At 65.3% G+C, this 23410-nt stretch carries 18 protein-coding genes and 1 pseudogene; 8 read left to right on the top strand and 11 right to left on the bottom strand.

What is annotated here, in order from left to right; all coding sequences use genetic code 11:
* Positions 1–216: 216 nt before the first annotated feature.
* Positions 217–1137 (top strand): methylenetetrahydrofolate reductase [NAD(P)H], encoded by a 921-nt coding sequence (gene metF / locus N2604_RS08390; RefSeq protein ID WP_260374286.1) that lies wholly within the window; start codon positions 217–219, stop codon positions 1135–1137.
* A gap of 6 nt (positions 1138–1143) precedes the next feature.
* A complete protein-coding gene (gene metH, locus N2604_RS08385; protein ID WP_260374285.1) occupies positions 1144–4986 on the top strand; it encodes a methionine synthase in 3843 nt (1280 codons plus the stop codon).
* 589 nt (positions 4987–5575) lie between these two features.
* Here the strand turns inward: metH and N2604_RS08380 are convergent.
* The gene (locus N2604_RS08380) at positions 5576–6205 is read right to left on the bottom strand and encodes a glutathione S-transferase family protein (protein WP_260374284.1); all 630 of its coding nucleotides are present in this window, start codon (positions 6203–6205) and stop codon (positions 5576–5578) included.
* A gap of 134 nt (positions 6206–6339) precedes the next feature.
* Entirely contained in the window at positions 6340–6642 is a 303-nt protein-coding gene (locus N2604_RS08375) for a helix-turn-helix transcriptional regulator (protein ID WP_260374283.1), read from the bottom strand.
* A 27-nt stretch (positions 6643–6669) separates the two neighbouring features.
* Here N2604_RS08375 and N2604_RS08370 point away from each other — a divergent pair, with 27 nt between their 5' ends.
* Positions 6670–7653, top strand: a complete 984-nt coding sequence (locus N2604_RS08370; protein WP_260374282.1) for a threonine/serine dehydratase — start codon at positions 6670–6672, stop codon at positions 7651–7653.
* Between the two features lie 164 nt (positions 7654–7817).
* Here the strand turns inward: N2604_RS08370 and N2604_RS08365 are convergent.
* The 9 genes and pseudogenes from N2604_RS08365 to N2604_RS08325 all read right to left on the bottom strand — a co-directional run.
* A pseudogene (locus N2604_RS08365) lies at positions 7818–7961 on the bottom strand (GNAT family N-acetyltransferase); the annotation flags it as partial.
* 131 nt (positions 7962–8092) lie between these two features.
* Positions 8093–9598, bottom strand: a complete 1506-nt coding sequence (glpK, locus tag N2604_RS08360; protein WP_260374281.1) for a glycerol kinase GlpK — start codon at positions 9596–9598, stop codon at positions 8093–8095.
* 298 nt (positions 9599–9896) lie between these two features.
* Positions 9897–10289 carry an endonuclease domain-containing protein gene (locus tag N2604_RS08355; protein WP_260374280.1) on the bottom strand — a complete coding sequence of 131 codons (393 nt, stop codon included), beginning with the start codon at positions 10287–10289 and terminating at the stop codon, positions 9897–9899.
* Between the two features lie 125 nt (positions 10290–10414).
* The gene (locus N2604_RS08350; protein WP_260374279.1) at positions 10415–11188 is read right to left on the bottom strand and encodes an SDR family NAD(P)-dependent oxidoreductase; all 774 of its coding nucleotides are present in this window, start codon (positions 11186–11188) and stop codon (positions 10415–10417) included.
* 128 nt (positions 11189–11316) lie between these two features.
* The gene (gene pimD / locus N2604_RS08345) at positions 11317–12459 is read right to left on the bottom strand and encodes a pimeloyl-CoA dehydrogenase small subunit (RefSeq protein ID WP_260374278.1); all 1143 of its coding nucleotides are present in this window, start codon (positions 12457–12459) and stop codon (positions 11317–11319) included.
* A gap of 189 nt (positions 12460–12648) precedes the next feature.
* A complete protein-coding gene (gene pimC / locus N2604_RS08340; protein ID WP_260374277.1) occupies positions 12649–13839 on the bottom strand; it encodes a pimeloyl-CoA dehydrogenase large subunit in 1191 nt (396 codons plus the stop codon).
* Between the two features lie 16 nt (positions 13840–13855).
* Complete coding sequence (locus tag N2604_RS08335) at positions 13856–15043, bottom strand: acetyl-CoA C-acyltransferase (RefSeq protein WP_260374276.1); 1188 nt, start codon at positions 15041–15043, stop codon at positions 13856–13858.
* The gene (pimA, locus tag N2604_RS08330; RefSeq protein ID WP_260374275.1) at positions 15040–16722 is read right to left on the bottom strand and encodes a dicarboxylate--CoA ligase PimA; all 1683 of its coding nucleotides are present in this window, start codon (positions 16720–16722) and stop codon (positions 15040–15042) included. Before pimA ends, N2604_RS08335 begins: the two co-directional genes overlap by 4 nt.
* A gap of 99 nt (positions 16723–16821) precedes the next feature.
* On the bottom strand, positions 16822–18918 hold the full coding sequence (locus tag N2604_RS08325; RefSeq protein WP_260374274.1) for a 3-hydroxyacyl-CoA dehydrogenase NAD-binding domain-containing protein: 2097 nt from the start codon (positions 18916–18918) through the stop codon (positions 16822–16824).
* A gap of 130 nt (positions 18919–19048) precedes the next feature.
* Here N2604_RS08325 and N2604_RS08320 point away from each other — a divergent pair, with 130 nt between their 5' ends.
* The 5 genes from N2604_RS08320 (at position 19049) to N2604_RS08300 (ending at position 23403) form a co-directional block, all read left to right on the top strand.
* On the top strand, positions 19049–19915 hold the full coding sequence (locus N2604_RS08320) for an IclR family transcriptional regulator (protein WP_035997958.1): 867 nt from the start codon (positions 19049–19051) through the stop codon (positions 19913–19915).
* 66 nt (positions 19916–19981) lie between these two features.
* Positions 19982–20779, top strand: coding sequence for an ABC transporter ATP-binding protein (locus N2604_RS08315; protein ID WP_260374273.1), 798 nt, complete (start codon positions 19982–19984; stop codon positions 20777–20779).
* Positions 20776–21489, top strand: coding sequence for an ABC transporter ATP-binding protein (locus N2604_RS08310; protein WP_197954000.1), 714 nt, complete (start codon positions 20776–20778; stop codon positions 21487–21489). Before N2604_RS08315 ends, N2604_RS08310 begins: the two co-directional genes overlap by 4 nt.
* A 13-nt stretch (positions 21490–21502) precedes the next feature.
* A complete protein-coding gene (locus N2604_RS08305; RefSeq protein WP_260374272.1) occupies positions 21503–22381 on the top strand; it encodes a branched-chain amino acid ABC transporter permease in 879 nt (292 codons plus the stop codon).
* Positions 22382–22383: 2 nt separating this feature from the next.
* Positions 22384–23403 (top strand): branched-chain amino acid ABC transporter permease, encoded by a 1020-nt coding sequence (locus N2604_RS08300; protein ID WP_260374271.1) that lies wholly within the window; start codon positions 22384–22386, stop codon positions 23401–23403.
* Positions 23404–23410 lie beyond the last annotated feature (7 nt).

Below are 23410 nucleotides of genomic sequence, written 5' to 3'. Positions count from 1 at the left end.
AGGTAGTTCATGGAACATAATCTTTTAGATTCAGTATTTTACGTCAAACAAACAACGTTCCCACCAGACGCGTGATTCAAGAGAATAATGTGCCAGTCTGCATCTAAATGGGCAACTTCCCACCAATGATGGGCTGTCGACCAAGGGGCCTTTGCCGTATTTTAGGTCCCCGAAGCTAGACCCGATCGCCGGCCCGACATTGGAGTGAGTGGCGCCATGACTGACCTGACGACGCCTGCGACAGCCGACCGGCAAGACGGGCACCTGAAGCGGCCTGCGATCTCCTTCGAGTTCTTTCCGCCCAAGACGGAAGAGATGGAGCGCAATCTCTGGGAGACCATCAACCGGCTCGCCCCGCTCGAGCCGAAATTCGTCTCGGTGACCTATGGCGCCGGCGGCTCGACGCGTGAGCGTACCCATTCGACCATTGCCCGCATCCTGCAGGAAACCGCGCTGCTGCCGGCGGCGCATCTGACCTGCGTCGGTGCTTCGCGCGGCGAGATCGACGAGATCGTCGACCGCTATCACGAGGTCGGCGTCCGCCACATCGTGGCCTTGCGCGGCGATCCCGTCGGCGGCATCGGCACGCCCTATTCGAGCCATCCCGAGGGGTATCAGAGCTCGGCCGGGCTCGTCGCTGGGATCAAGAAGCGGCACGGCGATATCGAGGTCTCGGTCTCGGCCTATCCCGAGAAGCACCCCGAATCGCGCGACTTCGATGCCGATATCGACACGCTCAAGGCCAAGGTCGATGCCGGTGCGACGCGCGCGATCACGCAGGTGTTCTTCGACAACGACCTCTACTTCCGCTATCTCGACCGCGTGCGTGCGCGCGGCATCGACATCCCGATCGTGCCGGGCATCATGCCCATGCACAATTTCAAGCAGGCGCGCAATTTCGTCACCCGGAACGGCACCACGGTGCCCGACTGGCTCGCCGCGAAATTCGAGGGCCTCGATGACGATGCCGAAACGCGCAAGCTGGTGGCCGCGACCGTCGCCGCCGGCCAGGTGCAGAAGCTCGCCAAGCACGGCGTCGACACCTTCCATTTCTACACCATGAACCGCGCCGATCTCGTCTTCGCGATCAGCCATTTGCTCGGCATTCGCGCCAAGAGCGCGCAGAAGGCGGCTTAAGAGAAAATGACCGTGACCATCTCTCCGAAGCGAACTGCCCTGCTGAACGCCGCGCGCGAGCGCATCCTCGTGCTCGACGGCGCCATGGGCACGATGATCCAGAACCTCCAGCTCGACGAGAAAGCCTTCCGTGGCGAGCGCTTCAAGAACTTTCATCGCGACCTGCGCGGCAACAACGATTTGCTGATCCTGACGCAGCCGCAGGCGATCGAGGACATCCACGCCGCCTATTTGCGCGCCGGCGCCGACATCGTCGCGACCAACACGTTCTCGACGACCTCGATCGCGCAGGCCGATTACGACCTCACCGACATCGTCTACGAGATGGCGCGCGAGGGCGCCCGCCTCGCCGGCAATGCGGCACGGCGCGTCGCCGCCGAGGACGGCAAGCCGCGCTTCGTTGCCGGTGCCATCGGCCCCACCAACCGCACCGCCTCGATCTCGCCCGACGTCTCCAATCCCGGCTACCGCGCCGTCACCTTCGACGATTTGCGCAAGTCCTATGGCGAGCAGATCCGCGGCCTGATCGACGGCGGCGTCGACCTCCTGCTGGTCGAGACCATCTTCGACACGCTCAACGCCAAGGCGGCGCTCTATGCGATCGCCGAGATCACCGAAGAGCGCGGCATCGACATGCCGGTGATGGTGTCGGGCACCATCACCGATAAGTCCGGCCGCCTGCTCTCGGGCCAGATGCCGGAAGCGTTCTGGAATTCGGTGCGACATGCAAAGCCCATCACCATCGGCTTCAACTGCGCGCTCGGTGCAGAAGATCTGCGCGCGCACATAGCCGACATCGGCCGCGTCGCCGACACGCTCGTGTGCGCCTATCCCAATGCCGGCCTGCCGAACGAGTTCGGCCAATATGACGAGACGCCGGAGTACATGGCCCGCCTCGTCGGCGAGTTCGCGCGCGATGGCCTCGTCAACATCGTCGGCGGCTGCTGCGGCACCACGCCGGACCATATCGCGGCGATCGCAGCTAGCGTCGCCCCGCACAAGCCGCGCATCGTGCCGGATATCGAGCCGCGCCTGCGGCTCTCCGGCCTCGAGCCGTTCGTGCTGACCGACGCGATCCCCTTCGTCAATGTCGGCGAGCGGACCAACGTCACGGGTTCGGCCCGCTTCCGCAAGCTGATCACCGCCGGCGATTACACCGCCGCGCTCCAGGTCGCGCGCGACCAGGTCGAGAACGGCGCCCAGATCATCGACGTCAACATGGACGAGGGCCTGCTCGATTCCGAAGCGGCGATGGTGACGTTCCTCAACCTCCTCGCCGCCGAGCCCGACATCGCGCGCGTCCCGGTCATGGTCGATTCCTCGAAATTCTCCGTGATCGAGGCCGGCCTGAAATGCGTGCAGGGCAAGCCGGTCGTGAACTCGATCTCGATGAAGGAAGGCGAGGAGAAGTTCATCCACGAGGCGAAAGTAGCGCGTCGTCACGGCGCGGCGGTGGTGGTCATGGCGTTCGACGAGGTCGGCCAGGCCGATACGTTTGCGCGCAAGACCGAGATCTGCAAGCGCGCCTACGACATCCTGGTGAACAAGATCGGCTTCCCGCCCGAGGACATCATCTTCGATCCGAACATCTTCGCGATCGCGACCGGCATCGAGGAGCACAACAATTACGGCGTCGACTTCATCGAGGCGACGCGCTGGATCCGCCAGAACCTGCCGGGCGCGCATGTCTCGGGCGGCGTCTCCAACCTGTCGTTCTCGTTCCGCGGCAACGAGCCGGTGCGCGAGGCCATGCACTCGGTGTTTCTGTATCACGCCATCAAAGCCGGCATGGACATGGGCATCGTCAATGCCGGGCAGATGATCGTCTATGACGACATCGATCCGGAGCTGCGGCAAGTGTGCGAGGACGTCGTCCTCAATCGCGATCCCGGCGCGTCCGAGCGGCTGCTGGCGCTGGCGGAGAAATTCCGCGGCAAGAAGACGGAAAGCAAGGAAGCCGATCTCGCCTGGCGCGAATGGCCGGTGGAGAAGCGGCTGTCGCATTCGCTGGTACACGGCATCACCGAATTCATCGAGCAGGACACCGAGGAGGCCCGCCAGAAATCCTCGCGCCCGCTCGACGTCATCGAGGGCCCGCTGATGGCCGGCATGAACGTCGTCGGCGACCTCTTCGGCGATGGCAAGATGTTTTTGCCGCAGGTGGTGAAGTCCGCCCGCGTCATGAAGCAGGCCGTTGCTTACCTGATGCCGTTCATGGAGGAGGAGAAGGCGCGCAACCTTGCGAGCGGCATCGGCACCGAGGGTTCGTCGTCCGCCGGCAAGATCGTGCTCGCGACGGTGAAGGGCGATGTCCACGACATCGGCAAGAACATCGTCGGCATCGTGCTCCAGTGCAACAATTTCGAGGTCATCGACCTCGGCGTGATGGTGCCGGCGGCGAAGATCGTCGAGACCGTGAAGGCGGAAAAGGCGGACATCGTCGGGCTCTCCGGCCTGATCACGCCCTCGCTCGACGAGATGGCGTTCTTCGCCGGCGAATTGCAGCGCGAAGGCTTGAGGCTGCCGCTGCTGATCGGCGGCGCCACCACCAGCCGCGTGCATACGGCGGTCAAGATCGACCCGAGCTATCGCGCCGGTCCCGTCGTGCATGTCAACGACGCCAGCCGCGCCGTCGGCGTCGCCTCCGCGCTGCTCTCGCCGGAGAAGCGCGAGGCCTATGCCGCCGAGGTGCGCGCCGAATACGCCAAGATCTCGGAGGCGCATCTGCGCGCGCAGGCCGACAAGAAGCGGTTGAAGCTCGCTGATGCCCGCGCCAACCGCGTGCCGATCGATTTCGCCGCGAACAAGCCGGTGAAGCCGACCTTCCTCGGCACCCGCAGCTTCGACGAATATGACCTCGCCGAGCTCGTGCCCTATATCGACTGGACGCCGTTCTTCCAGACCTGGGAGCTCGCCGGACGCTTCCCCGCCATCCTCGACGACGCCAAGGTCGGCGAGGTCGCGCGCTCGCTCTATGACGACGCGCGCAAGATGCTCGACACCATCGTCAAGGAGAAGTGGTTCCGGGCGCGCGCGACGATCGGCTTCTGGCCGGCGAACGCGCAAGGCGACGACATCGTGCTCTATGCCGACGAGAGCCGCACCAAGAGCATCGCGACGCTGCATACGCTGCGCCAGCAGCTGGAGAAGCGCGAAGGCCGCTTCAACGCGGCGCTGTCCGACTTCATCGCGCCGGCCGGCGTGCCGGATTACATCGGCGGCTTCGTCGTCACCGCAGGGATCGGCGAGGATGCGGTTGCCGATCGCTTCAAGATGGCCAACGACGATTACTCATCGATCCTGTGCAAGGCGCTGGCCGACCGCCTCGCCGAGGCCTTCGCCGAACGCATGCATGCGCGCGTGCGGCGCGAGTTCTGGGCCTATGCGCCGGACGAGGCGCTCTCCAACGAGGAGCTGATCCTGGAGAAGTACTCTGGGATCCGCCCCGCGCCCGGCTATCCCGCGCAGCCCGACCACACCGAGAAGGCGACACTGTTCGAGCTGCTCGATGCGGAGGCCACCGCCGGCGTGAAGCTGACCGAGAGCTTTGCGATGTGGCCGGGCTCAAGCGTGTCCGGGCTCTATTTTGCCAGCCCCGAAAGCTATTATTTCGGCGTCGGCAAGATCGAGCGCGACCAGGTCGAGGACTACGCCGCGCGCAAGGGCATGAGTGTCGCGGAAGCCGAGCGCTGGCTCGCGCCGGTGCTGAACTACATCCCGTCGCGGGACAAGCCCTTCGCCGCCACGCCGGCGAACGACGAGATGCCGAAAGACCTCGCCTCGCATCCGCCGGGCTGCACCTGCGCGGTGCACCTCGTCTGGCAGAAAAAGCGCGCGGGGGCGGGCTAGGCGCGCCTGCCAAATAAAAGTTGAGAAAACAACCCCATGCACAGTAGCGATGGGGTTGAAAGGCTTGAGGATTTTCGGTCTTGCCGAAATCCCGTTGCGGCGTCGGGCAAAACAGGGGTATTATTGCATCATCGGGCTGTCACGCGCGGTGACGCAAAGGCGGCGGATGTATCCTGTAACCCTCCCACATGCACGGTGCCCATCCTCCCCCTCCAGGGCAGGGCTATCGCATATGACTTGTGACGTCGGCCTGCGCGCACGCCTCGTCCTTCGAGACGGCGCTGACGCGCCTCCTCAGGATGAGGCTAATCAGCGTCAGTGCTCGTTGAAACTGCTGCCGCACACTCCGCCCTCATCCTGAGGAGCCCGCCCAAAGCGGGCGTCTCGAAGGATGGCCGCCGGGAAAAGCTCTCAAATGCGATAGCCCTGTCTGGAGGGGGAGGATCGGTTCGCATGCAGCGAAGCTGAATGCGAACTGAGGTGGGGTGACGGTCTCTCCACGTCCAACACTGCCCGTGTGGATAGATCACCCCACCCCGCTCGCGCTTTGCGCGATCGACCCTCCCCCTCCAGGGGAGGGTAAGGGATCTCACCCCTTCGGCGGGGCCAGCGGCTGCACGATCTCCTGGAACGGGGCCAGCGCCTCGCAGCGCTCGCTATGGGCCGCGAGCGCTGGATAGCGCGAGGCATCGAACAGGTCGGGATGCGCTTCGCGGGTGAAGCGCATGACGCAAGCGACGGCGACGTCGGCGTGGCCGATGCGCGTCCCCAGCCAGTACGGCGTCGTCACCTTGGCGCGCTCGGCCTCGAGCACCTCTAGCACGTCCGCGATCTGCGCCTGGCAACGCTCGACCCACAGCGCGAGTTGCTCCTTCCGCAGCACGCGCTCGTAGAGCAGGCTGACCGCCTTGTCGCCGAGGCCGGAGGCGAGCGCGCAGATGCGCAAATGCTTGCGCCGCTCGGTGCCGCCGCGCGGCAGCATGGCCTTCTCGGGCCCGACGAGGTCGTCGAGATAGTCGAGGATGATCATGCTCTCGATCAGCGCCTCGCCGTCGTCGAGCACCAGGGTCGGCACGCGGCGGAGCGGATTGTACGGCGCGATCTTGTCGGCATCGCCGAAGGTCGACCACGGTCTGTGCTCGAAGGCGAGCCCGTAAAGCCGCAGCGCAATCGCGACGCGGCGGACGAAGGGGGAATCATATTGGCCGATCAGGAACATGGTTCTCGCTCTTCTTCAGTCGTTGAACAAGGCAGGGCCGATCAGTCTCCACGACCGGCTCGGGCCGGCGCAACGAAAATCTCGGAAAGGGAGCATTGCGCCGGCTGCAACGAGACCCGCGGGCGGCCTTGCGCTCAAAAGCCGTCCTGGATCGCGCGCTTGATGGCGGCGATGGCGGTCTCGTTGCGCTTGTACATCGTCCATTGCTTGATCCGCTTGGCGCGCACCAGCTTGGCTGATGTCAGCACCCGCATGTGCTCGCTCAATGTCGGGGCACTGACGCCGAGCTTTTCGGCGATCAGCAATCCGCAGACGCCGTCCTCGACCAGGTCGCCGTCTTCCTGCTCGCGAAAATGCCGCCGCGGATCCCGCAGCCATTCCAGGATCTGCAGGCGGCGTTCGTTGGCGAGCGCGCGCAAGGCGACGGCAAATTTCATTTAGCCATTTTGCTAATTACCTAATTGATGTCAACGCTCCCTTGGGCTATCCTGGACGGTATCATGACAGCGACAATGGACATCACACGGGAGCGAATTGCGGCGACCGACGCGGTCATCCGTCCCCATATCAGGCGCACGCCGCTAGTTCAGGCCGATCTCGCCGATTTCGGCCTACCGGCAGCGCCGGTCACGTTCAAGCTCGAGATGCTGCAGCATTCCGGATCGTTCAAGGCACGCGGCGCCTTCGCCAATCTGCTGCTGCGGCAGGTGCCGCAGACCGGTGTCGTCGCCGCCTCCGGCGGCAATCACGGCGCGGCCGTGGCCTATGCGGCGCAGCGGCTCGGCATTCCCGCCACGATCTTCGTGCCCGACATCACCTCGCCGGCCAAGGCCGAGCGGATCAGGGCTTACGGCGCAAAGCTCGTGATCGCGGGCAACCGCTACGCCGATGCGCTCGCCGCCAGCGAGGCGCATGTCGCGCAGACCGGTGCGCTGTCCGTACATGCCTACGATCAGGCCGAAACGCTGCTCGGCCAGGGCAGCGTCGGACTGGAATTGGAGCAGGATGCGCCCGGCATCGACACGCTGCTGGTGGCGGTCGGCGGCGGCGGGCTGATTGGCGGCATTGCGGCGTGGTACGCCGGCAGGACCCGCATCGTCGCGGTCGAGCCGGAGCAATCGCCAACCCTGCACGCCGCGTTCGAGGCGGGCGCGCCGGTCGATGCGCCGGCCGGCGGCATCGCCGCCGACAGCCTTGCGCCGCGGCGCGTCGGCGAGTTGATGTTTCCGGTCGCGCGCACCCATGTCGAGCGCGTCGTCCTGGTCAGCGACGATGCGATCCGGCAGGCCCAGGCCGCGCTGTGGTCGCACTTGCGCCTCGTGGCCGAGCCCGGCGGCGCAGCCGCCTTTGCCGCGGTGCTCTCCGGCCGCTATCGTCCTTCACCCACTGAGCGCGTCGCGATTCTGGTCTGCGGCGCCAACACCAATGCGGTGAATTTCGATAGCTGAGCGGGAATGCCAAGGGGAGCCTCGAAGGATGGGCCACAGGCGCCCGCAGCCCATCCTTCGAGGCGCGCAAGAGCGCGCACCTCAGGATGACGGCGGAGTGCTCGGCGACGGAGAAATCGCCCTTCGGATTACGCTGCGCTCCATCCGGGCTACGCTCTTCCGTGCTATTCGATGATCGGCACATGCTTCGCCGCATCGCGCGGCGCCCTCCCGTCGAGGCGCGGGTCGTCGTCGATTTCGATCTGGCGGCGGAAGGGGCGGAAGCCGGAGCGCTGATAGAAGGCGACCGCCCCCGGATGATCGAAGGAAAGGGCTCCTCGCAATGACGGTCTAGAGGCGAGCGTGTAGCCCGGATGGAGCGCAGCGCAATCCGGGATTTGTGCCACCAGCGACAGCGGTCCCGGATTGCGCTGCGCTCCATCCGGGCTACGAAATATCGCTACCCCTCCCCTTCGTCGCTCGCGAGCACGCCCTTCACCGCGCGGGCCCAGCCGGCGAGCTTCCGCTCGCGCGTGGCCTGGCTCATGTTCGGCTTGAAGCGGTGCTCGAGGCGCCAATTGTCGGCGAATTTTGTCGGCTCGGGATAGACGCCCGCCTGGAGGCCGGCGAGGTAGGCCGCGCCAAGGGCCGTGGTTTCCTGGATCACGGGACGATCCACCGGCGCATCCAGGAGATCGGCGAGGCGCTGCATGGTCCAGTCGGAAGCGGTCATGCCGCCGTCGACGCGGAGCACGACGCTGGCGGTTTCCGAGCTCGGCCAGTCCGCGCGCATCGCAGCCCAGAGATCGAAGGTCTGGTAGCAGACGCTTTCCAGCGCGGCATGGGCGAGCTCGGCGGGACCGGTGTTGCGGGTGAGGCCGAACAGCGCGCCGCGGACGCGCGGATTCCAGTAGGGCGCGCCCATGCCGACGAAGGCGGGGACCAGATAGACGCTCTGCATCGAGTCCGATTGATCGGCAAGAGGTCCGGTCTCGGCGGCGTGCTTGATGATGCCGAGGCCGTCGCGCAGCCATTGCACGGCGCTGCCGGCGACGAAGATCGAGCCTTCGAGCGCGTAGGTGCGCTTGCCCTCGAGCTGGTAGGCGACGGTGGTGAGCAGCTTGTTCCTGGAGACGACGGGCGTGGTGCCGGTGTTGAGCAAGGCAAAGCAGCCGGTGCCGTAGGTGGACTTCATCATGCCCGGGCGGAAGCAGGCCTGGCCGATGGTGGCGGCCTGCTGGTCGCCGGCGATGCCGGCGATGACGATGGGGCCGCCGAACAGGTCCGGCGTGCTCTCGCCGAAGCGGGCGGAGGAATCCTTCACCTCGGGCAGCATCGAGCGCGGCACGCCGATGATCTCCAGGAGTTCATCGTCCCACTCGCCGGTGTGGATGTTGAACAGCAGCGTGCGCGAAGCATTGGTGGCGTCGGTGGCGTGCACCTTGCCGCCGGTGAGGCGCCAGAGCAGATAGCAATCGATGGTGCCGAACATCAGTTCGCCGCGCGCGGCGCGGGCGCGGGCGCCAGGGACGTGGTCGAGGATCCAGGCGACTTTGGTTCCAGAGAAATAGGGATCGATGATCAGGCCGGTCTTCTGCGAGATCACGTCCTCGCGGCCTTCTGCTTTCAATTTGGCGCAGATGTCGGCGGTGCGGCGGTCCTGCCAGACGATGGCACGGTGCACGGCCTGGCCGGTGGCGCGGTCCCACACCACGGTGGTCTCGCGCTGATTGGTGATGCCGATCGCGGCGATGTCCTTTGCGGTGATGCCGGCGTGCTCCATCGCCTCGCGGCAGACCATCACGGTCGAGGTCCAGATGTCCTCGGGCTCGTGCTCGACCCAGCCGGAGGCCGGAAAATGCTGCGGGAATTCCTGTTGCGCCTTGGCAGCGATGGAAATGTCGCCGCGAAACACGATCGCGCGCGAAGAGGTGGTGCCCTGGTCGATGGCGAGGACGAAAGACATGGCGGCTTACCTTGGCGTTTTCTTTGGGCGTTTTTCCCCGGGAGGGGTCATTGTGTCGCGCCAAAGGGAGCGGATTGGAGGCCGAAGGTCAAGATTGGATGCGTTGGGTGCCTCTTACCCTCCCCTGGAGGGGGAGGGTCGGCTCACATTGAGCGCAGCGAAATGTGAGACGGGGTGGGGTGACGGTCTCTCGACATCGAACAGTGCCCGTGTGGAGAGATCACCCCACCCCGCTCGCGCTGCGCGCGATCGACCCTCCCCCTCCAGGGGAGGGTAAGAGAAAGTGCCGCCTAGGCTGCTAAGTTCGGCGATGTTTCAAGGGTGTCGTCTCTGCCTCGCGCGATCCGTACATCTCGACATAGATGCGTTCCATCACCGCGGTCAGGTCAGTCGCGATCTCCGAATTCCAGAAACGGAGGACGCGATAGCCTTCGTGTTCGAGCCAGCGTTGGCGTTCGAGATCGCGTGCGGCGGTATCGTCTTCGTTGTGGTGGCCGCCATCGAGCTCGATGATGAGGCGCTTGGCCGGACAGAAGAAGTCGACGACGTAGGGGCCGATCGGTGCCTGCCGGCGAAAATGCGAGCCGTCCATCGGAAATTCCTTGAGCGCACGCCATAACATCCGCTCGTGCGGCGTCGTGTTGGCTCGCAGCTTCTTTGCGGCGGCGCGGCGGATTGATGTTGAGACCATTTGCGTGGCTTCACCCGGCCCGCGCTTCGCGCGAGCGACCCACGGGCGAGCTGCGCTCGTCCCGGACCCCTCCAGGGGAGGGTGAAGTGAAGCGTGCGCGCGTTACAATTGCAAGTAGTGTGACCCTACACCGCCGCTGTGGTCACGCCGCCGTCGATGACGATGGTCTGGCCGGTCATGAAGCTCGAGGCGTCGGAGGCGAGGTAGGCGACGGCGCCGGCGATTTCGTCGGGCTCGCCGATGCGGCGGAGCGGCGTGGTGGCGGTGCGGCGCTTCAGATTGGCCTCGTCCTCCCACAGGGCGCGGGCGAAGTCGGTCTTGACGAGGCCGGGCGCAATGCAGTTGACGCGGACGCCTTTCGGGCCCCATTCGCCGGCGAGCGAGCGGCACAGCGCGAAGTCGGCGGCCTTGGAGATGCCGTAGGCGCCGATCACGGTGGAGCCGCGCAGGCCCCCGATCGAGGAGATGATGATCACCGAGCCGTTGCCGCGCTCGGCCATTTGCGGAATCGCGAGCGCAGAGAGCCAGATGTTGCTCTTGACGTTCGAGCCCATGATCTTGTCGAAGGCTTCGTCGGTGATGTCGAGCAGCGGGCCGTAATAAGGATTGACCGCGGCGTTGCAGACCAGGATGTCGATCTTGCCGTAATGCTTGGTGGCACCCGCGATCAGCGCCTCGACCTCGGCCTTGCGCGCGATGTTGCAGGGGACGACTGTTGCCTCGCCGCCAGCGGCATTGATGCCGTCGGCGACCTCCTTGCAGGCCTCCGCCTTGCGCGAGGAGACCACGACCTTGGCCCCTAACTTGGCGAGCAGCTCGGCGGAGGAGCGGCCGATGCCGCGGCTGGAGCCGGTGACCACGGCGACCTTGCCGGTGAGATCGAACGGGGTGTTTTTCATTGTTGTTGGGTTCCGCTGATTCAACTTGCTCCGTCATTGCGAGCGCAGCGAAGCAATCCAGGATCTTTCGGTGGAGAAAGTCTGGATTGCTTCGTCGCAAGAGCTCCTCGCAATGACGATGGTGGCTATCAGATCAACCCGCCCGCGTCCGCGACGCGGCGCTGGTGGTAGTCGGTGTCGCCGAACGTGTTCTCGATCATGGTGAGGCGCTTGAAGTAGTGGCCGATCTTCGCCTCCATGGTCATGCCGATGCCGCCGTGGAGCTGGATCGACTGCTGGCCGACGAATTTGGCCGACTTGCCGATCTGCACCTTGGCCGCAGCGATCGCGGTGCTGCGCTCCTTGGCGTCCTCGAAGTCGTTCGCCATGGTCGCGAACATCGACATCGAGCGCGCCTGCTCGGTGGCGACGAACATATCCGAGGCGCGGTGCTGCAGCGACTGGAACGAGCCGATCGCGACGCCGAACTGCTTGCGCGTCTTGATGTACTCGACCGTGGTCTTGAGCGATTCGTCCATCAGACCGACCGCTTCGGCGCAGAGCGCGACGCGGGCCTCGTCCACCACGCGCTCGATCAGCGCCAGCGAATCCTCGGGGTTGCCGAGCACGGCGTCCGGGCCGACCTCGACACCGGTGAAGGTGATGTCGGCGGCGTGCAGGCCGTCCTGGGTCGGATAGGACTTCCTGGCGACGCCCTTGGCATTGGCCGGGACCAGGAACACGCCGATGCCGGTTTTGTCGCGGCGGTCGCCCTTGGTGCGCGCGGTGACGATGAGGGTGTCGGCGTTCTCGCCGTTGAACACGACGAACTTCTCGCCGTCGATCACGTAAGAATCGCCCTTCTTCTTCGCGGTCGTGGTGACGTCGAACAGATCGTAGCGCGAGTTCTTCTCGAGCTGGGCAAAGGCGAGCGTCTTGCTGCCGTCGATGATTCCCGGCACGTGCGCGGCCTTCTGCGCATCGCTGCCGGCATGGCGCAGGAAGCCGCCGCCGATCACGATTGTGGCGAGATACGGCTCCAGCACCAGCGCCTTGCCGAGCGCCTCCATCACGATCATGGTCTCGACGCCGCCGCCGCCGAAGCCGCCGTCGGCCTCGCTGAAGGGCAGGCCCAAAAGCCCCTGCTCGGCGAGCTTGAGCCAGACCGTTTTGCTCCAGCCGCCCTTATCCGCCATGTACTTCTTGCGCTGCTCGAAATCGTAGGAATCGGTCAGCAGGCCGTCGATGCTTTCCTTGAGAAGCCGCTGCTCCTCGGACAGGTCAAAATCCATATCTGTTCCCTCAAGTCAAAACTGTCTGCGTGGCGCGGGGTGCCTCTTCACCTCTCCCCGCTTGCGGGGAGAGGTCGATTTGCGAAGCAAATCGGGTGAGGGGGTACCGCTCTCTCGACGATCTTTGCTCGGAGAGAGGCCCCTCACCCCGACCCTCTCCCCGTAAGAACGGGGAGAGGGAGAAGAACCTCACAATCCCAGCACCGCCTTGGCGATGATGTTGCGCTGGATCTCGTTGGAGCCGCCGTAGATCGAGACCTTGCGGTTGTTGAAGTAGCTCGGCGCGATCTGGGCGGTCCAGTCCATGGCTTCGTTCGAGCCGTCGTCGCCGTGCACGTCGTAAGGCGCGGCGAACGGGCCGATCACTTCCATCAGCAGCTCGGTGGTGGTCTGCTGGATCTCGGAGCCCTTGATCTTCAGCACCGACGAGGCCGGATTGGGCTTGCCCTTGCCGTGCTTGCCTTCGTCGGCGACGACGCGCAGCTGGGTCAGCTCGAGCGCCTTCAGCTCGATCTCACAGGCCGCCAGCTTCTCGCGGAAGGCGGGATCCTGGATGATCGGCTTGCCGGCGGATTCGACCTTCGAAGCCAGATCCTTGATGCGGCGGATGCGCTCCTTGGAGACGCCGACGCGGGCGATGCCGGTGCGCTCGTTGCCGAGCAGGAACTTTGCGTAGTCCCAGCCCTTGTTCTCCTCGCCGATCAGGTTCTCGATGGGCACCTCGACGTCGTCGAAGAAGACCTCGTTGACCTCGCGGCCGCCGTCGATGGTCTGGATCGGGCGCACGGTGACGCCCTTCGACTTCATCGAGAACACGATGAAGGAGATGCCCATCTGCTTCTTGGCGGAGGGATCGGTGCGGCAGAGGCAGAAGATCATGTCGGCGTGCTGGGCGAGCGTGGTCCAGGTCTTCTGGCCGTTGATGATCCACTTGTCGCCACGGCGCTCGGCTTTCGTCTTCAGCGAGGCGAGGTCGGAGCCGGAGCCCGGCTCCGAAAAGCCCTGGCACCACCAATCGTCGACATTGGCGATGCGCGGCAGGTACTTCTTCTTCTGCTCCTCGTTGCCGAAGGTGTAGATGACGGGACCGACCATGCTGACGCCGAAGGCGAGCGGCTGCGGCGCCGGATAGGACTGCAGCTCCTCGTTGAAGATGTAGTGCTGCACGCTGGTCCAGCCGGTGCCGCCATATTCCTTCGGCCAATGGCTGACGCCCCAGCCCTTCTTGTTGAGGATGCGCCACCAATTCACCATCTCGTCCTTGGAGAGGTGGCGGCCCTCGACCAGCTTGCGCCGCGTATCCGGCGGCACGTTGTCGCGGAAGAACTGCCGCACTTCGTCGCGAAACGCCTGCTCTTCTTTCGTGAATGCGAGATCCATCGGATCCTCCTGTGAATTACTGCAAAACTTCGAACAGTCCCGCCGCGCCCATGCCGCCGCCGATGCACATGGTGACGACCGCATACTTGGCCTTGCGGCGACGGCCTTCGATCAGAGCGTGGCCGGTGAGGCGCGCGCCGGACATGCCGTAGGGATGGCCGACCGAGATCGCGCCGCCGTTGACGTTGATCTTGTCGGGATCGATGCCGAGCTTGTCGCGGCAATACAGCACCTGCACCGCGAAAGCTTCGTTGAGCTCCCAGAGGCCGATGTCGTCGACGGTGAGGCCGTGGCGCTTGAGCAGGCGCGGCACGGCGAAGACCGGGCCGATGCCCATCTCGTCCGGCTCGCAGCCCGCGGAGACGAAGCCGCGGAAGATGCCGAGGGGGCTGAGGCCGCGCTTTGCGGCTTCCTTGTCGCTCATGATCACGGAGGCGCTGGCGCCGTCGGAGAGCTGGCTGGCATTGCCGGCGGTGATGGTGAAGCCTTCGCCGCGCACGGCCTTCAGGCCAGCAAGGCCCTCGATCGTGGTCTCGGGACGAGGGCCCTCGTCCTGCGACAGCGTGACCTGCTTCATCGAGACGGCGCCGGTCGCCTTGTCGGTGACCGCCATCTGCGTCGTGATTGGGGCGAGCTCGTCCTTGAACTTGCCGCCCTGCTGCGCGGCCGCGGTGCGGCGCTGGCTCTCCAGCGAATATTCGTCCTGGCGTTCGCGCGAGATGCCGTAGCGCTTGGCGACGACTTCCGCGGTGTCGATCATGGGCATGTAGACCTCGCCCTTGATCTTGAGCAGCGCCGGATCCTGGGCATGGAAGCCGTTCATCTTGTCGTTCTGCACGAGCGAGATCGACTCGCCGCCGCCGCCGACTGCGATCTCGACGCCGTCGAAGATGACCGCGCGCGCGGCGAGCGCGATCGCCTGCAGGCCCGAGGCGCATTGCCGGTCGATGGTGGTGCCGGCGACGGTGACCGGCAGGCCGGCGCGCAGCAGCGCCTTGCGCGCGATGTTGCCGCCGGTCGCGCCCTGCTGGAGCGCCGCGCCCATCACGACGTCCTCGATCTCCTTCGGATCGACCTTTGCGCGGGCGACGGCTTCGCCGATGGCGTGGCCGAGCAGCGTTGCGCCCTCGGTGGCGTTGAGCGCGCCGCGATAGGCCTTGCCGATCGGGGTGCGGGCGGTGGAAACGATGACGGCGTCGGTCAAGAGCGACCTCCTGATGCGAGTGAGGTGGATTGTGACGGTTTCTGCTGCTGGCGCAATTCGTGGCGCGACAATTTTCCGACCGGCGTGCGCGGCAGGTCATCGACGAACTCGACCGCGGCCGGCAGCTCGTGCTTGCCGACCTTGCCGGCGAGCTGCGCGCGCAGCTCGTCGAGCGTGAACGGCTTTGCGTCGGGCCTCAGCTTGATGAAGGCCTTTGCGGCTTCGCCGCGATAGGGGTCGGGAACGCCGAGCACGATCACCTCGTGCACGCCCGGGATGGTGTAGATCGCCTGCTCGATCATCTGCGGATAGACGTTGAAGCCGCCGGAGATGATCATGTCCTTCTTGCGGTCGACCAGGAAGAAATAGCCGTCGGCATCGACATAGCCGATGTCGCCGGTGAGGAAGCGGCCGTCGACGAAGGCCTCGGTCGATCCCTCCGGCTTGTTCCAGTAGCCCCTGGTGACGTTCGGGCCCTTGATGCGGATCTCGCCGATCTCGCCCGGCGGCAGCACGCGTCTGGGATCGTCGAGCGCGACGACGTCGAGCTCGATGCCGGGCAGCATCAGGCCGATCGAGCCGGGCTTCTCGGGGCCGGTGGGCGGATGGCCGGTGCCGGGCGAGCAGGTCTCGGTCATGCCCCAGCCGCTGCGCAGCTTCTTGCCGACCTTGCGCTCGAAGAAGCTCGCGATCTCCACCGGTAGCGGCGCGCCGCCGGAGCCGATGGTGGCGAGCGAGGAGAAGTCGCGCTTGTCGAGATCTGGCAGCGCAGCGATGGCGATCCACATCGTCGGCACGCCCGGGAAATAAGTCGCACGCTTGACCTCGATGTCGCGCATCACGGCTTCGACGTCGAAGCGCTGATGCAGCGAGATCAGATTGCCGCGCCGAAGCGAGGACAGCAGCACGACGGTGAGCGCGTAGATGTGGAACAGCGGCAGCACGCAGATCACGCGCTCGATGACGTCGCCGCGGGCGGCGCGTGCCGGCTTGCCCCAGACGTCGTAGATCGACACCGCCGAGGTGAGATTGCCGTGGGTGAGCATCGCGCCCTTGGGCAGGCCGGTGGTGCCGCCGGTATATTGCAGCAGCGCGACGTCGTCGGCCGTGACGACAGGCCATTGCGCAGGCGCGGTGGCGCCTTCGACGAAAGCCTCGAAGGTGACGATGCGGGGATCGTCGGGGATCGCCGCCTGCGGCGTGCCGACCTTGCCCCAATGATCGTCCTCGCAGACCACGAGCTTGTCGATCAGGCCCTTCTCCAGGAACTTCAGCGCGGTCGGCAGCAGGGCCTGGAGGTTGGAGGTCACGAGCAGGCGCGAGCCGGAATCGGTGATCTTGTGCGTCAGCGCGATCTCGCCGTCGAGCGGCGACAGATGCGCAACGCGCCCGCCGGCCTTCAGCGCACCGAAGAAGTTGACGGGGTGATCTGGCGTGTTGCCGAGGAACAGCGCGACCGAACTGTTCTTGCCGCACCCGGCGCGAAAAAACGCCGCGGCAGCGCGTTCGGCCTGAGCGGCGAGCTCGGTGTAGCTGATAGGTCGGTCGCGGAACTCCAGCGCGGTGCGCGTGCCGTAATCGGCGGCGGCCTTCGCGAGAAGGTCCGGGAGCGTGCCCTGGACGATGGCGTCGTCCCACCGCACGCCCTCGGGATAAAACTGTTCGCCGGGATGGGTCATTTTCTTGATTGCTTGAGCGAGCAACTAACACAGACCGTCATTCCGGGCCTGCGCCTTGCGGCGCATCCCGGAATGACGAAGGTTGAGACGAAGCCCCGATCACGCCGCTTTCGACTCCGCAGCCAGCGAGGCAAACGTCTTGCCCTCCGCCGCGAGCTTCTTCAGCAGCGGGGCGGGCTCGAGGCTGGGGTCGTTGGTCTCCTTGGCGTAGAAGGCCAGACGATCGGCGATGTGCTTGAGGCCGACGCTGTCGGCCCAGTACATCGGGCCGCCGCGATAGATCGGCCAGCCATAGCCGTAGAGCCAGACCACGTCGATGTCGCTGGGACGCGCCGCGATGCCCTCTTCGAGGATCTTCGCGCCCTCATTGATCATCGGATACATCATGCGCTCGAGGATCTCCTCGTCGCTGACGACGCGCTTCTTGCGGCCGAGACGCAGCAAGGTCTCGTCGATCAGCTTCTCGACCTCGGGATCGGGCAGCGGCGCGCGAGAACCGGCTTCGTACTTGTAGTAGCCCTTGCCGGTCTTCTGCCCGAAGCGGCCGGCTTCGCACAGCGCGTCCGCGATCTCCGACTTGATGCCGCGGTCCTTGCGCGAGCGCCAGCCGATGTCGAGGCCGGCGAGATCGCTCATCGCGAACGGTCCCATCGGCATGCCGAATTTTGTCACCACGGCATCGACCTGCTGCGGCAGCGCGCCTTCGAACAGGAGCTTCTCGGACTGCTTGCCGCGCTGCGCCAGCATGCGATTGCCGACGAAGCCGTCGCAGACGCCGACGACGGCCGGCACCTTCGCGATCTTGCGCGCGATGGTGACGGCGGTCACCAGCGCATCCGGCGCGGTCTTGTCGGCACGCACGATCTCGCACAGCTTCATGACGTTGGCCGGCGAGAAGAAGTGCATGCCGAGCACGTCCTGCGGACGCTTGGTCGACTTGGCGATCTCGTCGATGTTCAGATACGAGGTGTTGGAGGCGAGCACCGCGCCCGGCTTGGCGTACTGGTCGAGCTTGCCGAACACCTCCTTCTTCACCGCCATGGTCTCGAACACGGCCTCGATGACGAGGTCGGCATCGCCGACATTCTCGATGCCGACCTTGCCGTCGATCAGCGCCATGCGCTTGGCGGGCGCATCGGCCGGGATGCCGCCGCGCGCGGCGGTCGCTTCCCAGTTCTTCTGCATGATGCCCATGCCGCGCTTGAGCTGCTCTTCGCCGGTCTCGATCAGGGTGACGGGCACGCCGGCATTGGCAAAGGACATCGCGATGCCGCCGCCCATGGTGCCGGCACCGAGAATGGCGACGCGGTTCACGGGCCGCGGCTTGGTGCCTTCAGGAACGCCCGCAATCTTGTTGGCCTCGCGCTCGGCGAAGAAGGCGTAGCGCTGCGCCTTGGACTGGTCGCTGGCGACGAGCTTGAGGAAGCCCTCGCGCTCCTTCTTCAGGCCTTCGTCGAAGGGTAGGTCAATGGCGTAGCCGACGGCATCGGCCGCCGCGAACGGCGCCTCCAGGCCGCGCGACTTCTTGGTCATGGCTGCAACCGCATTGGTGAAGATCGAGCGGTCGGCCTTGGCGGCCGCGAGCTTGGAATCGTCGTCGCGCAGGCGCCGCAGCGGGCGCTTCTCGGCGATGAGCTTGCGCACGAAGGCTTCACCGCCGGAGGCCGGCCCCTCGATGATCTCCTCGATCAGGCCGTTCTTCAGCGCTTCCGCCGCCCCGATCGGGTCGCCGCCGACGATCATCTTGACCGCAAGCTCGGGCCCGACCGCGCGGGGCAGGCGCTGGGTGCCGCCGGCGCCGGGCAACAGGCCGAGCTTGACCTCGGGCAGGCCGAGCTTGGCTTCTTTCACCGCGACGCGGAAATGGCAGGCCAGCGCGACCTCGAGGCCGCCGCCGAGCGCGGTGCCGTGGATGGCGGCAACGACCGGCTTGGGCGAGTTTTCGATCTCGGACAGCACGTCGTTGAGGGCGGGCGGCTTCGGCGGCTTGCCGAACTCGGTGATGTCGGCCCCGGCAATGAAGGTGCGGCCGGCGCAGGTCAGTACGATGCCCTTGATGGCGGGATCGGCGATCGCGGCCTTGATGCACTCGAGGATCCCACCGCGGACTGCGGCACTCAGCGCGTTGACCGGCGGGCTGTTGACCGTGACGATCCCGACTTCGTCATGACGCTCAAGCTTGACCACTTCGCTCACGGTGTCCCTCCTTGGTGGGGATTTACTTTTGTTCGATTTCGCGGTGCGGAATTTAATTCCGCATCTTGACGGCAGGGTTATTTTGAAGCACGGACGTTGTCAACGACTCCGCGCAAGAAGCAGATCAGGGATGAAGCGTACAGGAAAGAAGACTGCGACCGATCGGAATTTCGTCGTCGCGCTTTCCCGCGGACTGGAAGTATTGCGCGCGTTCCAACCCAATGACGGCCTGCTCGGCAATCAGGAGATTGCGTCGCGCACCAATCTGCCCAAGCCCACCGTATCGCGGCTGACCTACACGCTGACCAAGCTCGGCTACCTGACGCCGGTTCCCCGCTTCGAGAAGTACCAGCTCGCACCTGCAGCGATGTCGCTCGGCTACGCGGCGCTGGCCAATCTCGGCGTTCGGCATTTGTCCGAGCCGTTCCGCGAGGAAGTGATGCGCGCGACCGGCGGCGCCGTCGCCGTCGGCGGCCGTGACCGCCACAGCATGATCTATTTCGGGCAGAGCCGCGGCAGCGAGACCGTCGGCGTTCAACTTGACGTCGGCTCGCGCGTGCCGATTGCAACCAGCGCGATGGGCCGCGCCTATTTCTGGGCGCTCGACGACGAAGGTCGCGCTGAAGTGTCGCGCATCCTGCGCGAACATTACGGCAGCCGCTGGCCCAAGATGCGCGAGGGATTGGAACGTTCCGGCGAGACCGTCGCGAAGTACGGCTTTGCCATTTCGGTCGGCGACTGGCACGACGACATCGGCGCGGCCGGCGTCGCGCTCAAGCTCAACGACGGAACCGGACCTTACGCATTCAATTGCGGCGCGCCCGCATTCCGTTTCACGGAAGAGCGCTTGATCAACGACATTGGACCGCGTCTCTTAGCGATGGTAAGGAACATCGAAGCGGCGCTCGGGGGTCTGATGCCGCATTCAAAAAAAGACATCAGCAAAAAGCTGAAATCAGGAGGAAAAGTTGCGCGTGTGGCCGAGGGATTCAGATAGCCTTTGTCATCACCGGGAGCGGCTCGCATCGCCCCATCGCTCACTGAACGACGTGAGCGAGACGAGATGACGCAGGCACAGCTCGCGCAGGGGACATCGCCCCTGCTCGCGGTTCGCGACGTCAGCGTCGTGTTCGGCGGCATCGTCGCGCTCAACGGCGTGTCCTTCGACATGCACAAGGGCCAGATCCTCGGCTTGATCGGCCCGAACGGCGCCGGCAAGACCACGCTGTTCAACTGCCTGTCGCGGCTGTACCAGCCCTCGTCCGGCGATATCCTGATGGAGGGCGTCAGCATCCTGTCGCGGCCGCCGCACCGGATCGCCGAGATCGGCATCGGCCGCACCTTCCAGAACGTGGCGCTGTTCCCGAATCTCTCGGTGATGGACAACGTCCGCGTCGGCGCGCATGCCCGCACCTCCAGCGACATCATCAGCGACTCCCTGAAGCTTGCCTGGGTCCGCCGCAGCGAGACCGCGGTCAACAAGAAGGTCCACGAGATCCTCGCCTATCTCGACCTCGAGGACGTCGCTCACACCATCGTCTCCGGCCTGCCCTTCGGCACGCAGAAGCGGGTCGAACTGGCGCGCGCGCTGGCGGCGGATCCGAAGATCCTGCTGCTCGACGAGCCCGCCGGCGGCCTCAACCACGAGGAAGTCTACGTGCTCGGCGACCTCATCCGCCGCATCCGCAATGAGCGCCACATGACCGTGCTGCTGGTCGAGCACCATATGGGCCTCGTGATGTCGATCGCCGACCACGTCGTTGCGCTGAATTTCGGCAAGAAGCTCGCGGAAGGAACCCCCGCCCAGGTGCAGGCGGACCCCGACGTCATCAAGGCCTATCTCGGGAGCAAGGACCAATGACGACACTGCTCAACGTCAAGGACCTGCGCGCCTATTACGGTCAGGTCCAGGCGCTCCATGGCCTGTCGTTCTCGCTCAACGAGGGATCGCTGACGACGCTGCTCGGGGCCAACGGCGCCGGCAAGACCACCACGCTGCGCGCGATCTGCAACATGGTGCGCTCAACCGGCGGAATCGAGTTCGACGGCAAGCCGCTGAACAACCGCTCCACCGAGAGCATCGTGCGGTTCGGCATCGCCCATGTGCCGCAGGGCCGCGGCACCTTCACCACCATGACGGTGGAGGAGAATCTCCAGCTCGGGGCCATCACCCGCAAGGACAGTGCCGGCATCGTCGCCGACATCGAGCGCATGTATGCGCATTTCCCGGTGTTGAAGCAGCGCCACACCCAGCAGGCCGGCACGCTCTCCGGCGGCGAACAGCAGATGCTCGCGGTCGCCCGCGCGTTGATGCTGCGGCCGCGGCTGATGCTGCTCGACGAGCCCTCCTTCGGCCTCGCGCCGCTGGTGGTGCGCGATCTGTTCGGCATCCTCGGCAAGATCAACCGCGAGGACAAGGTGTCGATCCTGGTGGTCGAGCAGAACGCCCAGCTCGCGCTCGAGCTCGCCGACCAGGCCTATGTGATCGAGACCGGCCGCATCGTGATGTCCGGCAAGGCCAAGGACATCGCGAACAACGAAGAAATCCGCAAATCCTATCTGGGTTACTGAGGGAGCCGGGACAATGGAGCTGTTCACCAACCAGGTCCTGGCCGGCATCGCCACGGGCGCGATCTACGCCTGCATGGCGCTCGCCGTAGTCATGATCTACCAGGCCATCGACCATCTCAACTTCGCGCAGGGCGAGATGGCGATGTTCTCGACCTTCATCTCGTGGCAGCTGATGCAGTGGGGCGTGTCCTATTGGGCCGCCTTCCTGATCACGCTGGCATTTTCCTTCGTTGCCGGCATCGCCATCGAGCGCATCCTGTTCAAGCCGCTCGCCAAGGCACCGGTGCTGACCAACGTCGCCGGCTTCATCGCGCTGTTTGCGATCATCAACTCCTCGGCCGGCCTGATCTGGGACTTCACCATCAAGCAATATCCGACGCCGTTCGGCTCCGCACCGTTCCTGGGCAGCCAGCTGATCTCGACCCACCAGGCCGGCATGATCGGCGTCACCGTGCTGCTGTTGCTCGGGCTCTATTTCTTCTTCCAGTACACCCGCATCGGTCTCGCCATGCGCGCGGCCGCGTCGGTGCCTGAATCGGCCCGCCTCGTCGGCATCAACACCAGCTGGATGATCGCGCTTGGCTGGGGCATGGCGACCGCGATCGGCGCGATCGCCGGCATGCTGATCGCCCCTGTCGTGTTCCTCGAGCCCAACATGATGGGCGGCGTGCTGATCTACGGCTTCGCCGCGGCGGTGCTCGGGGGATTGTCGAGCCCGTTCGGCGCCGTCGTCGGCGGCTTCCTGGTCGGCGTCTTCGAGAATCTCGCCGGCACCTACATCCCAGGCGTCGGCAACGAGCTGAAGCTCCCGATCGCGCTCGCGCTGATCATCTCCGTCCTGGTCGTCAAACCCGCTGGTCTGTTCGGCCGGCACATCGTCAAGCGAGTTTGATCATGAGCGCAGCAGAAGAAGTCGTGGCCGAAGGCCACGAGGCGGTCGAGGCGGTTCCGAAGCGGGCCATGACGCTGGGCACCGGCACCTCGCTGGTGGTGCTGGCGGCGCTGTTGATCGTTCCGATGTTCGTCAAGAACTTCATCATCTTCCAGATGACGATGCTCCTGATCTACGGCCTCGCGGTGCTGGCGCTGAACATCCTGACCGGCGGAAGCGGCCAGTTCTCGCTCGGCCAGAGCGCGTTCTACGCCGTCGGCGCCTATACTTCGGCAGTGCTGATGGAGCACGCCAACATCAACTACGCGCTGACCATTCCGATCTCCGCCGCTGTCTGCTTCGCGTTCGGCTATTTGTTCGGCAAGCCGGCGCTGCGGCTGTCCGGCGTCTATCTCGCGCTCGCGACCTTCGCGCTCGCCACCGCGATGCCGCAGCTGCTCAAGCTGAACTTCCTCGAGCACTGGACCGGCGGCGTGCAGGGCCTCGTCGTCACCAAGCCGGACGCGCCGTTCGGCCTGCCGATGTCGCAGGACATGTGGCTCTACTATTTCACCCTCATCGTGACGATCGCGATCTACATCTTCTCGGTGAACCTGCTGCGCTCGCGCTCCGGCCGCGCCTTCATGGCGATCCGCGACAACGAGATCGCGGCCTCCTCGATGGGCGTCAACGTCGCGCTGTACAAGACGCTGGCGTTCGGCGTGTCCGCGGGCATCACCGGCGTTGCCGGCTCGCTCGGCGCCATCGCGGTGCAGTTCGTCGCGCCCGACAGCTACACCATCACGCTCGCGATCTCGCTGTTCCTCGGCATGGTCGTCGGCGGCGTCGGCTGGCTGCCCGGCTCGTTCGTCGGTGCTGCCTTCATCATCTTCGTGCCGAACATGGCCGAGAGCATCTCCAAGGGCCTCTCCGGCGCGGTGTTCGGCGTGCTGTTGTTCCTCGTCATCTACCTCGTGCCGCACGGCGCAAGGCAGGCTGCGATCCTGGGCCAGCAACTCGTCGGCAAGCTCAGGAAGAACTGAAGACCCG

Source organism: Bradyrhizobium sp. CB1015 (assembly GCF_025200925.1).
Taxonomy (GTDB): domain Bacteria; phylum Pseudomonadota; class Alphaproteobacteria; order Rhizobiales; family Xanthobacteraceae; genus Bradyrhizobium.
This window is presented reverse-complemented; position numbering and strand designations above follow the sequence as displayed.

Bases quoted from the DNA above. Each gene is read 5' to 3' on its own strand.
- metF (WP_260374286.1), top strand. From the start codon at position 217: ATGACTGACCTGACGACGCCTGCGACAGCCGACCGGCAAGACGGGCAC.
- metH (WP_260374285.1), top strand. From the start codon at position 1,144: ATGACCGTGACCATCTCTCCGAAGCGAACTGCCCTGCTGAACGCCGCG.
- N2604_RS08380 (WP_260374284.1), bottom strand. From the start codon at position 6,205: ATGTTCCTGATCGGCCAATATGATTCCCCCTTCGTCCGCCGCGTCGCG.
- N2604_RS08375 (WP_260374283.1), bottom strand. From the start codon at position 6,642: ATGAAATTTGCCGTCGCCTTGCGCGCGCTCGCCAACGAACGCCGCCTG.
- N2604_RS08370 (WP_260374282.1), top strand. From the start codon at position 6,670: ATGTCAACGCTCCCTTGGGCTATCCTGGACGGTATCATGACAGCGACA.
- glpK (WP_260374281.1), bottom strand. From the start codon at position 9,598: ATGTCTTTCGTCCTCGCCATCGACCAGGGCACCACCTCTTCGCGCGCG.
- N2604_RS08355 (WP_260374280.1), bottom strand. From the start codon at position 10,289: ATGGTCTCAACATCAATCCGCCGCGCCGCCGCAAAGAAGCTGCGAGCC.
- N2604_RS08350 (WP_260374279.1), bottom strand. From the start codon at position 11,188: ATGAAAAACACCCCGTTCGATCTCACCGGCAAGGTCGCCGTGGTCACC.
- pimD (WP_260374278.1), bottom strand. From the start codon at position 12,459: ATGGATTTTGACCTGTCCGAGGAGCAGCGGCTTCTCAAGGAAAGCATC.
- pimC (WP_260374277.1), bottom strand. From the start codon at position 13,839: ATGGATCTCGCATTCACGAAAGAAGAGCAGGCGTTTCGCGACGAAGTG.
- pimA (WP_260374275.1), bottom strand. From the start codon at position 16,722: ATGACCCATCCCGGCGAACAGTTTTATCCCGAGGGCGTGCGGTGGGAC.
- N2604_RS08320 (WP_035997958.1), top strand. From the start codon at position 19,049: ATGAAGCGTACAGGAAAGAAGACTGCGACCGATCGGAATTTCGTCGTC.
- N2604_RS08315 (WP_260374273.1), top strand. From the start codon at position 19,982: ATGACGCAGGCACAGCTCGCGCAGGGGACATCGCCCCTGCTCGCGGTT.
- N2604_RS08310 (WP_197954000.1), top strand. From the start codon at position 20,776: ATGACGACACTGCTCAACGTCAAGGACCTGCGCGCCTATTACGGTCAG.
- N2604_RS08305 (WP_260374272.1), top strand. From the start codon at position 21,503: ATGGAGCTGTTCACCAACCAGGTCCTGGCCGGCATCGCCACGGGCGCG.
- N2604_RS08300 (WP_260374271.1), top strand. From the start codon at position 22,384: ATGAGCGCAGCAGAAGAAGTCGTGGCCGAAGGCCACGAGGCGGTCGAG.